The sequence below is a fragment of the Sphingomonas sp. Leaf208 genome (assembly GCF_001421415.1).
GTDB lineage: Bacteria > Pseudomonadota > Alphaproteobacteria > Sphingomonadales > Sphingomonadaceae > Sphingomonas.
This window is the reverse complement of the sequence record NZ_LMKH01000001.1, coordinates 755,136-768,313: the sequence shown is the minus strand read 5'-3', so window position 1 is coordinate 768,313 and position 13,178 is coordinate 755,136. Positions and strand designations below refer to the sequence as shown.

The following is a 13,178-nucleotide window of genomic DNA, read 5'->3' as shown; positions in this document are numbered from 1 at the left end:
GCGCCGATAGCTGCAAAGGAACGGGCATGACCGACTGGACCATGACACGACGGTCGGCCCTGACCGCGATGGCGGCAACGCTCGCCTTCCCGGCGGTCGCGGCCGGCCGCGGCAAGCGAGCGGTACGGCTGATCGCCGGAACCTACGCGCGCGAAGGCGGCAAGGGCGTGTATCCGATCTCGTTCGACCCGGATCGTGACACGTGGCAGGTCGGCGCGCCGATATCGGGGATCGACGACGCTTCGTTCGGCGTCGGCGGCGGGCCGGGCGACGCGTATTACTTCGTCCGTGAGAAGGCCGCGGGCGAGATCGCTGCCTATGCGCCCAACTGGTCGCACCGCGGCATCGCTCCTACGGCAGGCGCCGACCCGTGTTACGTCGCGATCGACCGCGCCAGTGCCTGCCTCGCGGTCGCCAATTATTCAAGCGGCAGCGTCGCGTTCCACCGCCTCGACCCGCGCACCGGCGTGCCAGGCGAACCGGTCGTGTTCCGCCACACGGGGCATGGCCCGAACAAGGCCCGACAGGAGGCCCCGCATGCGCACTGGGTCGGCTTCAGTCCGGATCGCCGATGGCTGCACTCGGTCGACCTGGGGACGGACACGATCTTCGCCTATCGCTTCGATCCGCGCGCGCGCGCACTGGCCGAGCCGATCGCCGCATGGCGAGCGCCGCCGGGAGCTGGGCCGCGCCATCTCGTCCATCATCCACGCCGTCCACTCGCCTACGTCGTATGCGAACTGTCCAATACGGTCATCATGCTCGACGCCCGCCCAGACGGCAGTTTCGCGACCCGCCACACGGGGTCGACACTGCCGAACGGGTACGAGGGCGCCTCGCAGGCCGCGCATATTGCGATCGACCAGGCCAGGCGGCGGCTCTACGTCTCGAACCGCGGCCATGACAGCGTCGCCGTCTTCGCGCTCGACGCGTCAGGCGTGCCGAGCCTGCTCCAGCATATCCCCAGCGGCGGCAAGTGGCCGCGCTTCCTGCTAGTTCTCGAAGCGCAGCGCCGTGTCCTCGTCGGCAACGAGCGATCAGGCACGTTGGCGATCTTCAGGATCGAACCCGATGGCCGGCTGACCGCAACCGGACGGACGCTGTCTGTGCCAGGCGCGGTCTTCGTCGGCCAGATCTAGAACGCGTCCGCTAGTTCAGGGCACTCGCCGTTCGAGCAACGGCGTCGCCGCGACATAGCGTGCCTGCTCGACGAACGGTTCCGAACGCGTCTGTACGTCGACGATCTGGCGCGGAATGACGCCCCCCGCGGGCGGTGCAGGCGACCAGTTCGGCAACCCGGCCGCGTTCGGGTTGCCGGTCTTGATGAACGCGGCGAAATACCCCTGGAACACTGTCGAAATCCGGCGATCGTCCGCCGTCCAGGCATAGGCCGGGTTCGTGTGGAGGTTGCCCAGCGCGTATTCGATCTCCGCGCTGTGCACCGCCCCGATCGGCGGCACGTCGGGGTTGGTCAGCGGCGGCAGTGCGGCAGGGCGGGGATGCGCGAAATGATAATAATAGGTTGGCTGGCGCGTCCGGCGGTGCAGGTCGAACCACTGCCACGTCGACGCGCCGAGAAACGCATCGCTTGCCAGCGCGGTCGCCGCGACGGGCACGTCGGCATCCGACTTCGCCGGGTACAAGGCGAGCAGCGCATCCGGATCGGTAAAGAGCTTCGCGACGCCTGCGCGGTAATTCGCCACCGTCGGTGGTTGCCCGGCAAGGATGCTCGTCCAGCTTCCCTCCTGCGAGTTCGCACCGACCAGCAACGGCACGCGCGCCGCGCGCCCCGCCACGTAGGTGTCGATCGGCGGCTCCGTCAGAAACTGCCCGTCGACGATGAAGTCTGCGCGGAACCGCTGCGTCCCTTGCGCAGCAAGCAAAGCCTCGGCCGGCATCGCCCGAAGCGCGTCGAGCGATGGCGCCCTCGCCGCCACCGCGAACGCATCGCCATCCTTCGTCGCCACCGCGAGAGGCTTGGGGCGGAAGGTCGGCGGCAGCACACCACCGCTCTCGCCGATCGCCCCGGCGAACTGCGTGCGGGTCAGCGGCGATGTCATCAGCACACTAACCGACATGGAACCCGCGCTCTCCCCGCCGATCGTGATCCGCGCGGGATCGCCCCCGAACGCGGCGGCGTTGCGACGGACCCAGGCCAGCGCCGCGGCTTGATCCAGCAAACCGTAATTCCCCGCGGAATGCGTTGGCGATTCCGCGGCCAGCGCGCTGGTCGCGAGGAACCCGAACGCGCCGAGCCGGTAGTTGATCGTCACGACGACCATGCCCTTCTGCGCCATCGCCGCCCCGTCATAGCGCAGTTCCGACCCGTCACCCGCGATCGCGCCGCCACCGTGGATGTAGAACAACACGGGCAGCCGCGCGCCCGGTTTTGCGGCCGCCGGCGTCCAGACGTTGAGCGTCAGGCAGTCCTCGCTGATACCCGGCGAGCGGAACTTCATGTCGGCGAATAGCGGCTGCTGCATGCAACGCGCACCGAACCGATCTGCCTTGCGCATACCCGTCCATTGCGCGGCCGGCCGCGGCGGCTGCCACCGCAACGGGCCGATCGGTGCCGCCGCATAGGGGATGCCGAGATACGCATCGATCGGCGTTGCGGCGGTCGAAACGTGCGTGCCTTCGAGCGTTCCGCTCGTGACTTGCACGCGCTGCGCCATCGCCGGTGCGGCCAGCAAGCCGACCGCCATTCCCCAAGTCGCCCACCGCATATCGCCCTCCGCTATCGCTTTGGTACGATGGTCGCACCCCACCCGGCGTTTGCCAAGGCGGACGGTCGCTATTCCTTCACATTGCCGGCAGCACGCGCCTGCTCAGGCTGCCGTAAAGCTGGCCGCGATAGCCGGCAGATCGAGCTCGACCTCGGATACCACACGGATCGTTCCGCCAAGCCGCCGATACTGCTCCGCGCGACGATACGCGCCGCTGTTGCGCACCGAATAGCTGAACGGCGCACGCCCGGTGATGACCAGCATCGTCGTCGTGTTGCCGACCGCCGATACGATCCTTCCGCCAAGCGCCGCAATCGCGTTGGCAAGCCGCCCATCGCGAGGCTCGCCAAGGATCGCGATGCGTTCGCCGCTGAGCGGTCCGGTGGGAGCGGGGCGCGGGGCCGGGCCGGGCTTGCGCGGTGGTTTCAGCCATTCGTCGAGCGCGATGCCGGTATGGTCGATCGCCTTGACGATTACCCAGCCGGCGGCGCGCGCATCGCTCAGCGCGTCATGATGCTGGTGCGCGATCCCGAGATATTGCGCGAGGCCGCCCAGCCGGTGGCTCGCCAGATCGGGCCAGGCGCGCTGCGCGACGCGGACGCTGTCGAGCCAGACCGTCTCGATCGGGGGACGGTCATGGATGCGGCACGCCGCGGCGAGCGCGCCCTTGTCGAAATAGGAATGCGCCACCGTCGTCCGGCCCGACAAATGACCGTCGACGATGCCGTGGATGTCGCCGAAGCACGGCTTGCCCGTGACGTCCTGTTCGGTGATCCCGTGGATCCGGGTGTTGAACACGTTGAACTCGTCGCGCGGGTCGACCAGCGTCTCGTACTCGAAGATCTCGCGGCCGTCGCGAAACCCGACGATCCCCACCTGGCAGATGCTACTGACGCGCGAGCATGCCGTCTCGACGTCGATGACGACGAAATCCGGTGTGAGCATATCGGCGACGTCGGTCTGGCTGGCGGGCGCTGGGTCGAGCATTGCACGTCCATATGTGGCGCCGGGTGCCGTAAGCAACCATTGCCGCCGGAACGTTCGCTGGCGCCTGCCTTACTTCGCCTTCTGCGCCAGGTCGGGATAGCGGTCGAGGATCGCGCTGGTCACGCCGTTGGTCCACCCGAAGCCGTCCTGCACCGGATATTCGCCGCCACCACCCGGCGTACGCTGCTCGATATTGTATTTCTCCAGCATCTTGCCCGTTTCGGCATAGGCCGCGCCAACCGTCCCGAGCCAGCGCTTGGCGATGTCCTTCGCAAGCGCCGGTTCGCCGTTCCGCGCCAGCCCGGCGATCGCCACCCATTGCAGCGGCGCCCAGCCATTGGGCTCGTCCCATTGCTGCCCGGTGTTCAGCGTCGTCGTCCGCAAGCCGCCCTCCGCTAGCAGCGATTTGCGCACCGTCGCGGCCACGGCTTTCGCCTGCGTAGCCGAGGCGAGACCTACGAACAGCGGGTGCAGCATGGCTGCGTTGATGCTCGCGGTGGGCTTGCGCATCGACAGGTCCCAGTCGGCGTAGCGCGCGGTGGTCGCCTGCCAGAGATAGCGGTCGATCGCCGTCTTACGCTTCGCCGCGAGCGTCGTGAAACTGGTGGCGCACGGCGCGTCGCCCACAGTTTGGCAGCGCTCGGCGATGCGGCGCTCCATCGCCCATAAAAGACTGTTGAGATCGACCGGCACGATGTCGGTGGTATGGACCGTCGCGAGCGACTGCGGATCACGCAGCCAGCGCGAACTGAAATCCCACCCGCTTTCCGCACCCGCCCGGAGGTTGCGCTGCGTGTCGGCAACGGGTCGAGGCGCCGCCTTCGCCGCGGTCGCGACGTCCTCGGCATAGGATTCGTCACGCGGCGTATCGCGGTCGTCGTAATAGCGGTTCAGCACGCTCCCGTCGGGCATCCGCACCACGCGTGAGCAGGCAGGCTTGCCGTCGAAGCAGCCCGTGCCCTTCATCCAGAACGCGTGCTCGACCCGCAGCGCCGCCAGTCGACGCTTCGCAACCACGGGGTCGGTGTTGCTCGAAAGGTCGAGCATCAGCGCATAATAAGGCGGCTGCGACCGGCTGAGATAATAGGTCCGCGTCCCGTTCGGGATATGCCCATAGCGCTCGATCAGGCTGGTGAAATCCTCGAGCATCGACTCTACCAGCGGCTGCTGACCATCGACCTTCAGCCCGAGCATCGTGAAATAGCTGTCCCAGTAATAGATCTCGCGGAAGCGCCCGCCCGGCACGACATAGGGGGCCGGGAGCGGCAGCGCGGAACTACCCGCCACCGGCGCGACCGGCTGGCGCACGAGTTGCGGCCAGAGCGTCCGGACATGCGTCCTGAGATCGCCCGAGCCACGGTCATTCTCGCGAGGCACCACGAAATTGGCGAGCACGAACGCCTTTAGTGCCGGGCCGGCAGGTTTAGCCCGCACATAGTCGACCATGATCGCCTCGGCCGGACGCTTCGGCACCGCGTCGACGAACGTCTTCCCATCCGCGAACACTTGGCCTTGCTGCACGGCCTCGAACAGCGCGCCGTAGAGGTCGGCGGGTGATCGAACCGACGAAGACGAAGTCTGCTGTGCGGGAGCCATCGTCGCGATCGAGGCCAGCCCGGCGAAACGGCAAAGGGTTCTGATCACGTACGAATTTCCCGATCCGGTGGGCGACGCGAATGCAATGGAAGGATCGCCCGCACGAGGCAAGTGTCACGCGCCCCGTCCATTCCGGTTGGCGCAGGGCTTTGCACCACTCGTCACTGGCAGCGCACATCATCGGCAGGCTATGACGCACTGCATTCTCCAAGGCAGCCGACCCGAACCCATGAAAAACCTTCCCTCCCGTTTCCGTCGCCTCGACGGCGCGCTCGCCGATCTTCCGCTCGAGGAGCCGATGCTGCTCACCGAACTCGACGGCTTTCTGACAGGCTTGGTGGTTGGCCCCGACACGATCCCGCAGAGCGAGTGGCTCCAGAGTATCTGGGGTTCGGACGATAGCGTCGACCCGCCGTTCGACGATCCCGCCGACGTCCAGTGGTTCGTCGATGCGGTAACGGCACGCTACGCCGAGATCGTTCGCGACCTGATCCGCGGCAAGCCTCAGCCGATCTTCGACACCGACGACCGCAATGGCGATGTCCTCTGGGAAGCCTGGATCGACGGTTTCGCCGAAGCGGTGGCGCTGAGGCCAGAAAGCTGGACGGCCTTGGGCGACGCCACCGAGCCCGATACCGCCGACGCCATGGCGCAGATCATGGCGCTGATCGCGATCGTCACCAACGAGACCACGCTCGACAGCGTCGAGGTCAACGCTCTCGACGCGCACGCCCCAGCGCAGATCGTCGCCGCCATCCTGAAACTCCATGCCGCGCATTCCCAGAACGCGGGTGCATCATCAGACACACCGGTGGTCGCCACGCCGACGAAGATCGGCCGAAACGATCCGTGCCCCTGCGGCTCGGGGAAGAAATCCAAACGCTGCTGCGGATAGAAGTGCCGGCCGTCCGGCGTCCGGATGCCACCGAAAACGGCAGCGGCATGTGGCGGAAAAGCTGGTGCCCCCGGCGAGATTTGAACACGCGGCCTACGGTTTAGGAAACCGTCGCTCTATCCGGCTGAGCTACGGGGGCATTGGCGGGCGCAATACGCCGGTCGGGTGGGACGATCAAGCGCGGGGCTAGCGTCCGGTCGTGCGCGGTAACGTTCGAGCCACGACGATGATCTCGATATTAGGAACCCTATGCGGGGTTCGATCAAGGGGCGACGGGTATCGCTTACGATGCCCCGTCGCCGCTTGCCGTGCAGTGCGGGCGGTTAGGCCTTGACGTGCTGCGAGATGTACTTGTTCATCTCGAACATCGTGCACTTGTCACGCCCGAAGACCTTCTTCAGCTTCTCGTCAGCCAGAATCTCGCGCTTGTTCTCGGGGTTCTGCAGGTTGTGGGCCTTGATGTAGACCCACACCTTGCTGATCACTTCGCTGCGCGGCAGCTTGTCATTGCCGACGATCTCGCCGAGCTCGGGAGAGGGCTGGACGGGGGCGTGGATGCCGCCGGTCTTGGGAGCTGTAGCCATAAGCATTCCTTCCTGTTGCGCGCGTGCGTTGGGCACTGCGCGCGTGGTCACGCCTTGGTGAGCGCGTCCGCCTTGTGCGCTGCCTTGCCGCCCTTGTCACTCCTTACGATGAACTGCGGCTCCTCCTTGGACGCCTTGACGGTGTGTCCCTTGATCTTCGTATCGGTGGTCTGCTTCTTCTCGACCGTGCCGTGCGCCTCGCCGCCGTGCGATTTCCAGGTGACCTCGTCGCCCTTCTTCGGATCCTTCATCGCGCCATCTCCTTGATTTGAAAGGATCAAGCGCGGCAACGCGGCATTGGTTGCATCGCGTATGGGTTGCAGACGCAGGGCACGGGGGCCATCAGGGCGGCAATCAAGGAGACCCACCCATGAAGACCCGCGCCGCTGTTGCCTTCGAGGCAAAAAAACCGCTCGAGATCGTCGAACTCGACCTCGAAGGACCAAAATTCGGCGAAGTGCTCGTCGAAATCATGGCGACGGGCATCTGCCATACCGACGCGTACACGCTCGACGGGCTTGATTCGGAAGGGTTGTTTCCGAGCGTGCTCGGCCATGAGGGTGCCGGCATCGTGCGCGAGATCGGCGCGGGCGTGACCAGCGTCGCGGTCGGCGATCACGTCATCCCGCTCTACACGCCCGAATGCCGCCAGTGTAAGTCGTGCCTCAGCCAGAAGACCAATTTGTGCACCGCGATCCGCGCGACGCAGGGCAAGGGGCTGATGCCCGACGGGACGACGCGGTTCAGCTACAAGGGCCAGCCGATCTTCCACTACATGGGCTGCTCGACCTTCTCGAACTTCACCGTGCTGCCCGAAATCGCGGTCGCGAAGATCCGCGAGGACGCGCCATTCGATACCTCGTGCTACGTCGGCTGCGGCGTGACGACGGGGGTCGGCGCGGTGGTGCATACGGCGAAGGTGCAGCCGGGTGACACGGTTGTCGTGTTCGGGCTCGGCGGGATCGGGTTGAACGTGATCCAGGGTGCACGGCTGGCCGGCGCGGGGATGATCGTCGGTGTCGACATCAATCCCGACCGCGAGGAATGGGGCCGTCGCTTCGGCATGACGCACTTCGCGAACCCCAAGGATGTGGGCGACATCGTCCAGCACATCGTCGCGCTCACAGACGGCGGCGCGGACTACACCTTCGACGCGACCGGCAACACGACGGTGATGCGGCAGGCGCTGGAGGCGTGCCATCGCGGCTGGGGCACCTCGATCGTGATCGGCGTGGCCGAGGCGGGCAAGGAGATCTCGACGCGGCCGTTCCAGCTGGTCACCGGGCGCAACTGGCGCGGCACCGCGTTCGGCGGCGCGCGCGGGCGGACCGATACGCCGAAGATCGTCGACTGGTACATGAACGGGATGATCGAGATCGACCCGATGATCACGCACCGCCTGACGCTCGACGAGATCAANGTGGTCGGCGACTTCAACGACTGGGGCGCGGGGGCGGACCGATACGCCGAAGATCGTCGACTGGTACATGAACGGGATGATCGAGATCGACCCGATGATCACGCACCGCCTGACGCTCGACGAGATCAACAAGGGCTTCGACCTGATGCACGCCGGCGAGAGCATCCGCTCCGTCGTGATCTATTGAGAAGCGGGGCCATGTTCAGCCATATCATGCTCGGCGCCGACGATATCGCGGCGTCGAAGGCGTTCTACGACGCGGCGCTGGGCGCGCTCGGCGTGCCGGAAGGCGTCGTCGATGAATGGGGGCGGGTGGTCTACGCCCACGCCGGCGGCCGCTTCCTGCTGACCAAGCCGATCGACGGGCAGCCTGCGAGCCATGGCAACGGCAGCACGATGGGCTTCGTCGCAACCTCGCCCGAGGCCGCCGATGCGTGGCACGCCGCTGGTCTCGCGAACGGCGGGACCGCGTGCGAGAGCCCTCCCGGTATCCGACAGGGTACCGCCGGCCGCACGCTCTATCTCGCCTATCTGCGCGATCCGTCGGGCAACAAGCTTTGCGCATTGCACCGGGTCTCATGATGGAGACCGTCTCTACCAGCAAGGCGTATGGCGGCACGCAGGCAGTCTACCGCCACGCCTCGACCGCGACCGGCACCGACATGACCTTCGCGGTGTACGTGCCGCCGCACGACGAGGGCGCGCGGTTGCCGGTGTTGTGGTTCCTGTCGGGGCTGACCTGCACGCACGCCAACGTCATGGACAAGGGCGAGTATCGCCGCGCTTGTGCCGAACTAGGCGTGATTCTTGTCGCGCCGGATACCTCGCCACGCGGGGACGACGTGCCGGACGACGATGCGTACGACTTCGGCAAGGGCGCAGGCTTCTACGTCGATGCGACCGAGGAGCCCTGGGCGAAGAATTTTCGCATGCGGTCTTATGTCGAGGACGAACTGCCGGCGTTGATCGCGGTGGAGTTTTCGATGGCGGACATGGCGCGGCAGGGGATCTTTGGCCACTCGATGGGCGGCCATGGTGCGCTGACGATCGCGCTGCGCAATCCAGATCGCTTCCGGAGCGTGTCTGCGTTCGCCCCGATCGTCGCGCCGTTGCAGTGCGCCTGGGGCGAGAAGGCGCTCGGCGGATATCTCGGGCCGGACCGGACGGCGTGGCGGGCGTACGACGCGTGCGCGCTGATCGAAGATGGCGCGCGGGTGGAGGACATCCTGGTCGATCAGGGCGAAGCCGATGGCTTCCTGGTCGAGCAGTTGAGGCCGGAGTTGCTGGCGGACGCTTGCAAGGCGGCGGGGATCGACCTGACGCTACGAATGCAGCCGGGGTATGACCACAGCTACAACTTCATCTCGACCTTCATGGCGGATCATGTCGCGTGGCACGCCAAGCGCCTGAAGTGATCGTCTCCCCTCACCGGTAAGGTGGGGCATTTGCTATCTTCCCCCCTCCCTGAAAGGGAGGGGCCGGGGGTGGGTAGGCTGCTTGGTAAACGCCGCGGCCAATCCAGACCGACCCACCCCCAACCCCTCCCTTCCAGGGAGGGGAGAAAATCGGTGGATAGCCCCTTCGGACCATAAGGGTTGGTGGTTGTACGCGACCCTACTCTTCCCGGTTCCGCCACGCAGGCGGGAGCCCTGTCAGCGTCCCCGCCCTTGCGAAAGGGGAGGCCTCCTTGAAATCCTCCCCCGCAAGGGGGAGGTGGCTGGCCCTTGCCAGACGGAGGGGGAGGCACACGCCAACCTCTGCTCCTTGTCCGCCCCCTCCCTCACCTTCGGTGCCACCTCCCCCTGGCGGGGGAGGATCGTTTATGTCCCCCCTCAGAACTTGAACCCAGCCGCGATGCCATACCGGCGGGGATCGATCGTGAAGATATTCGTGAACAGCCCCGACGACTGGTCGCCGACCGCCTGGCCCGTGATCGAGTCATTGTTCGTCAAGTTCTGCACGAAGCCGCGCAGGAACCAGCGGTCTTCGGCGCCGTTCAGCTGCACCTGCGCGTTGATCACCTCATAGCCCTGTACGCGGTCGACCAGCTGGTTGAAGATCGATGCTGTGAAGCCGCCGGTGTAGTTGAGGTCCACGCGCGGCACGAACGACATGCCGTTGCCGAACGCGATGGTGTACTGCGCGCCCGCCGAGAATTTATAGGTCGGCGCCTGGGGCAGCTTGCCGCCGCGGATGTTGACGCCGACGCCGTCGATGACGCTGTATGGCAGGGCACCGGTCGGCACGCCGAACAGCGCACGCAGCGCCGCCGGAGGATTGGCCGCAGTCGACGCCAGCACCGAACACAGGCTGTACGCACCGGTGGTGTTGGTCGTCGGGATCGCCACGGGTGCGCGCAAGCCGAGACCTGAGTTCACCGCGCCGACATAGGTGTTCACCCCGACGATATTGCCTGCGGTGGTCGGCACGACCGCGCAGTTGGCGGCGCTCTGCAGGTCCTTGATGATCACCGCGTCGGAGCGGCCGCCCGACGGATCGCGCGGATTGACCAGGAACTTGTCCGCCGACACCTCGCTGTGGAGGTAGCTCGCGTTCATGTTGACGACGAACGCTGGGATCGGGCTGAGGATCGCCTCCGCCTCGACGCCGTAGACATTGGCGTCGACATTGTCGTTGACCGCGGTCCGCGCGACGATCCGGCTCAGCTGCAACTGCTTGTACTTGTAATAGAACCCCGTGACGTTGAGCCGCAACGCGCCGTTGCCGAAGGTATTCTTCGAGCCGATCTCGAACGAGTCGATCTTCTCGGGCGTGAACGTCGTCGGCACCGAGAACGTCGCGGGCAAGGGCGGATTGATGCCGCCCGACTTGTAGCCGCGGGAATAGGACGCGTAGATCAGATTGTCGGGCGAGATCTTGTAGTCGATCACCGCACGCCCCGTCAGCCGCGAGAAGCTGACCTTGTCGAGCGCATATTCCTGCACCCCGGCGCGCGTCGAGTCGAAGTCGGTGGTGGTGTAGTTCAGCCCCTGCGTCATGTTCGACGCGCCGATCGGGGTCAGCACGTTCAGCGTGATGTTGCGCGCCTTCACGTCCTTCTCGTCGTGGTTGTAGCGCAGGCCGAGCGTCAGCTTCAGCTTGTCGTTGAACTCGAAATAGGTCTCGCCAAAGATGCCGTAGGATTTCAGGCGGAAATCGTCGCCGTCGTTGCGGTAGAACGGCGTCGCGAGGAACGCGTTGCCGTTGACGCCCGGGATCGCCGCCGAGCTGGCCGCGCCGAGCACGCCCGATGCGTAATCCAGCCCGAACGCGTTGACGAAATAGTCGGTGTTCTGGCTACGCGAGTCCACATAGATGCCGCCGAGCAGGAAGTTGAACATGCCGTCGAACGAGCTGTCGATATGCGCTTCGGCCGAATATTGCCGGTTCACCTGGCGCGAGCGATCGACGTCGAGGCTCTGCGCATAACAGCCGATGCCGTTGCCGCCGAACACGCCGACATTGTTCGGATCGGCGCCCGACTGGCACGCGCCGCCGGCGGGGCCATTGGGGATCAGCACGGAGCGGACGCCATTGAGATAGCCGGTATTGACCAGCGCACCGCCGGGTAGCGGGATCACGACGCCGGGGCGTCCGATCGCGTTCAGCGTGTTCAGGCCGACATTGCCCGCGAGCGGGTTCTCGACCGCGAGGTTGAAGTCGGTTGTACTGTCGACCGTGTTGCGGGAGAACCCGCCGGTGAAGTTGAACGAGACCGGACCGAAATCATGGAAGATCTTGGCGGTGTACTGCTCTTCCTCGGCGAAATAGGTCGGGTTGGAATCGATCCGGACGGTGCGGACGTCGCCGGGATTGACGACCCCGGCATAGGTGTCGGTCGCATACAGGTTCTGCAAGCCGATCGCGGCAATCTCCGGGTGCCCGAGCTGCGTGCCGGCAATCCCGAAATACTGTGTCGAGGCGAGCGTCGCGGCCAATGTCGAGTTGCCGTTCGGCGTCTCGTTGGCGAGCCGATCGGGAAGGCAGCCCAGGATGCCGGTCGGATCGCGGTGGCAGAGCTGCTTCTGGATGCGGCTGCGATTGTCCTTCTCGCGGAAATAATAGCCGATCAGGTCGACGCGGGTATCGCTGGTCGGCTCCCACGACAACGTGCCGCGGATCGAATACAGGTCGCGCCCGTCGATCTTCGAATTGTCATAGGTGTTCTTGGTATAGCCGTCGCGGTTGAGATACGTGCCCGCGACGCGGATGCCGAGCGTGTCGGTGAAGGGCAGGTTGATCATCGCCCGCGCGCGCTTCGAATCGTAATTGCCGTACTCGGCCTCGGCGGCGGCGTGGATGCCCGACAGGTCCGGCTTGGCGGTGATGAAGTTGACCACGCCCGACGTCGCGTTGCGGCCGAACAGCGTACCCTGCGGTCCGCGCAAAACCTCGATCCGCTCCAGATCGAAGAACTCGCTTTCGAACAGTCGCGTGGTGACCAGCGGCATGTCGTTGACGTGGATCGCGGTCGCCTGGTCGCAGGTCGCGCCGACGCAGAGATCGCCGATGCCGCGGATCGTGAAGCTCGACGTGGTGAAATTGGTCTTGGTGAAGGTGACGTTGGGCAACGTCTGCTGGAGCGCACTCGGGTTGACGATCTGCTGCTTCGAGATCGCGTCCGCGGTAAAAGCGCTCACTGCGATCGGAACATCCTGCAAACGTTGCGATTGGCGTTGCGCGGTAACCACGATATCCTGCGACGCATAGGCGCTGGCTGCGGTCTCGGCGGGGGTGGTCTGCGTCGATGTGCTGGGCGTCGACGGCGCTTCCTGCCCGGGGCCGTTGGTGGGGCCAGCGTTTCCAACCGATGTGGTGGCCGTCTGGGCCATTGCCGGCGCAATCGACAGGAGTATCATCGCCGAGGCGGCGAGCAATTCGAACTTGGCCATGTCAGTCCTCTCCCCGATCGTGCCGGTCTATGCCGATTCACGATTTAGTTTTTCAGGTATGGCGAAGTAACGACGAAA

Annotated in this window: 10 protein-coding genes, 1 tRNA gene and 2 pseudogenes; 6 read left to right on the top strand and 7 right to left on the bottom strand. The window is 65.6% G+C overall.

What is annotated here, in order from left to right; genetic code table 11:
- Positions 1-26 precede the first annotated feature (26 nt).
- Positions 27-1,139 carry a lactonase family protein gene (locus tag ASE69_RS03270; protein ID WP_162236824.1) on the top strand — a complete coding sequence of 371 codons (1,113 nt, stop codon included), beginning with the start codon at positions 27-29 and terminating at the stop codon, positions 1,137-1,139.
- Positions 1,140-1,154: 15 nt separating this feature from the next.
- On the opposite strand, the gene ASE69_RS03265 is transcribed toward ASE69_RS03270, so the two are convergent.
- From ASE69_RS03265 to treF, 3 genes are all read right to left on the bottom strand, one after another.
- Positions 1,155-2,726 (bottom strand): carboxylesterase/lipase family protein, encoded by a 1,572-nt coding sequence (locus ASE69_RS03265; protein ID WP_082452784.1) that lies wholly within the window; start codon positions 2,724-2,726, stop codon positions 1,155-1,157.
- Positions 2,727-2,828: 102 nt separating this feature from the next.
- On the bottom strand, positions 2,829-3,713 hold the full coding sequence (locus ASE69_RS03260) for an exonuclease domain-containing protein (protein WP_235517973.1): 885 nt from the start codon (positions 3,711-3,713) through the stop codon (positions 2,829-2,831).
- Between the two features lie 69 nt (positions 3,714-3,782).
- A complete protein-coding gene (treF, locus tag ASE69_RS03255; RefSeq protein WP_414882875.1) occupies positions 3,783-5,357 on the bottom strand; it encodes an alpha,alpha-trehalase TreF in 1,575 nt (524 codons plus the stop codon).
- Positions 5,358-5,538: 181 nt separating this feature from the next.
- On the opposite strand from treF, the gene ASE69_RS03250 reads away from it, so the two are divergent.
- Positions 5,539-6,204, top strand: coding sequence for a UPF0149 family protein (locus ASE69_RS03250; RefSeq protein ID WP_056482648.1), 666 nt, complete (start codon positions 5,539-5,541; stop codon positions 6,202-6,204).
- 62 nt (positions 6,205-6,266) lie between these two features.
- Here the strand turns inward: ASE69_RS03250 and ASE69_RS03245 are convergent.
- The 3 genes from ASE69_RS03245 to ASE69_RS03235 form a co-directional block, all read right to left on the bottom strand.
- Positions 6,267-6,343 (bottom strand) — tRNA-Arg (locus ASE69_RS03245).
- A 184-nt stretch (positions 6,344-6,527) separates the two neighbouring features.
- Positions 6,528-6,788 carry an SWIB/MDM2 domain-containing protein gene (locus ASE69_RS03240; RefSeq protein ID WP_031394799.1) on the bottom strand — a complete coding sequence of 87 codons (261 nt, stop codon included), beginning with the start codon at positions 6,786-6,788 and terminating at the stop codon, positions 6,528-6,530.
- A gap of 47 nt (positions 6,789-6,835) precedes the next feature.
- A complete protein-coding gene (locus ASE69_RS03235; protein ID WP_056482645.1) occupies positions 6,836-7,039 on the bottom strand; it encodes a DUF2945 domain-containing protein in 204 nt (67 codons plus the stop codon).
- Positions 7,040-7,158: 119 nt separating this feature from the next.
- Here ASE69_RS03235 and ASE69_RS22495 point away from each other — a divergent pair.
- The 4 genes and pseudogenes from ASE69_RS22495 to fghA form a co-directional block, all read left to right on the top strand.
- Positions 7,159-8,207, top strand: a pseudogene (locus ASE69_RS22495) (S-(hydroxymethyl)glutathione dehydrogenase/class III alcohol dehydrogenase); the annotation flags it as partial.
- A gap of 1 nt (position 8,208) precedes the next feature.
- A pseudogene (locus tag ASE69_RS23315) lies at positions 8,209-8,395 on the top strand (S-(hydroxymethyl)glutathione dehydrogenase); the annotation flags it as partial.
- Positions 8,396-8,406: 11 nt separating this feature from the next.
- A complete protein-coding gene (locus ASE69_RS22490) occupies positions 8,407-8,790 on the top strand; it encodes a VOC family protein (RefSeq protein ID WP_200924107.1) in 384 nt (127 codons plus the stop codon).
- Positions 8,790-9,623 carry an S-formylglutathione hydrolase gene (gene fghA, locus ASE69_RS03225; RefSeq protein ID WP_056482642.1) on the top strand — a complete coding sequence of 278 codons (834 nt, stop codon included), beginning with the start codon at positions 8,790-8,792 and terminating at the stop codon, positions 9,621-9,623. The genes ASE69_RS22490 and fghA overlap by 1 nt, the downstream gene beginning before the upstream one ends.
- Positions 9,624-10,040: 417 nt before the next feature.
- Here the strand turns inward: fghA and ASE69_RS03220 are convergent, their stop codons facing one another.
- Positions 10,041-13,100, bottom strand: a complete 3,060-nt coding sequence (locus ASE69_RS03220) for a TonB-dependent receptor (protein ID WP_056482639.1) — start codon at positions 13,098-13,100, stop codon at positions 10,041-10,043.
- Between the last annotated feature and the right edge of the window lie 78 nt (positions 13,101-13,178).

Coding starts and splice junctions, on each gene's coding strand:
- fghA (WP_056482642.1), top strand. CDS start 8,790: ATGGAGACCGTCTCTACCAGCAAGGCGTATGGCGGCACGCAGGCAGTC.
- ASE69_RS22490 (WP_200924107.1), top strand. CDS start 8,407: ATGTTCAGCCATATCATGCTCGGCGCCGACGATATCGCGGCGTCGAAG.
- ASE69_RS03265 (WP_082452784.1), bottom strand. CDS start 2,726: ATGCGGTGGGCGACTTGGGGAATGGCGGTCGGCTTGCTGGCCGCACCG.
- ASE69_RS03240 (WP_031394799.1), bottom strand. CDS start 6,788: ATGGCTACAGCTCCCAAGACCGGCGGCATCCACGCCCCCGTCCAGCCC.
- ASE69_RS03220 (WP_056482639.1), bottom strand. CDS start 13,100: ATGGCCAAGTTCGAATTGCTCGCCGCCTCGGCGATGATACTCCTGTCG.
- ASE69_RS03270 (WP_162236824.1), top strand. CDS start 27: ATGACCGACTGGACCATGACACGACGGTCGGCCCTGACCGCGATGGCG.
- ASE69_RS03250 (WP_056482648.1), top strand. CDS start 5,539: ATGAAAAACCTTCCCTCCCGTTTCCGTCGCCTCGACGGCGCGCTCGCC.
- ASE69_RS03235 (WP_056482645.1), bottom strand. CDS start 7,039: ATGAAGGATCCGAAGAAGGGCGACGAGGTCACCTGGAAATCGCACGGC.
- ASE69_RS03260 (WP_235517973.1), bottom strand. CDS start 3,713: ATGCTCGACCCAGCGCCCGCCAGCCAGACCGACGTCGCCGATATGCTC.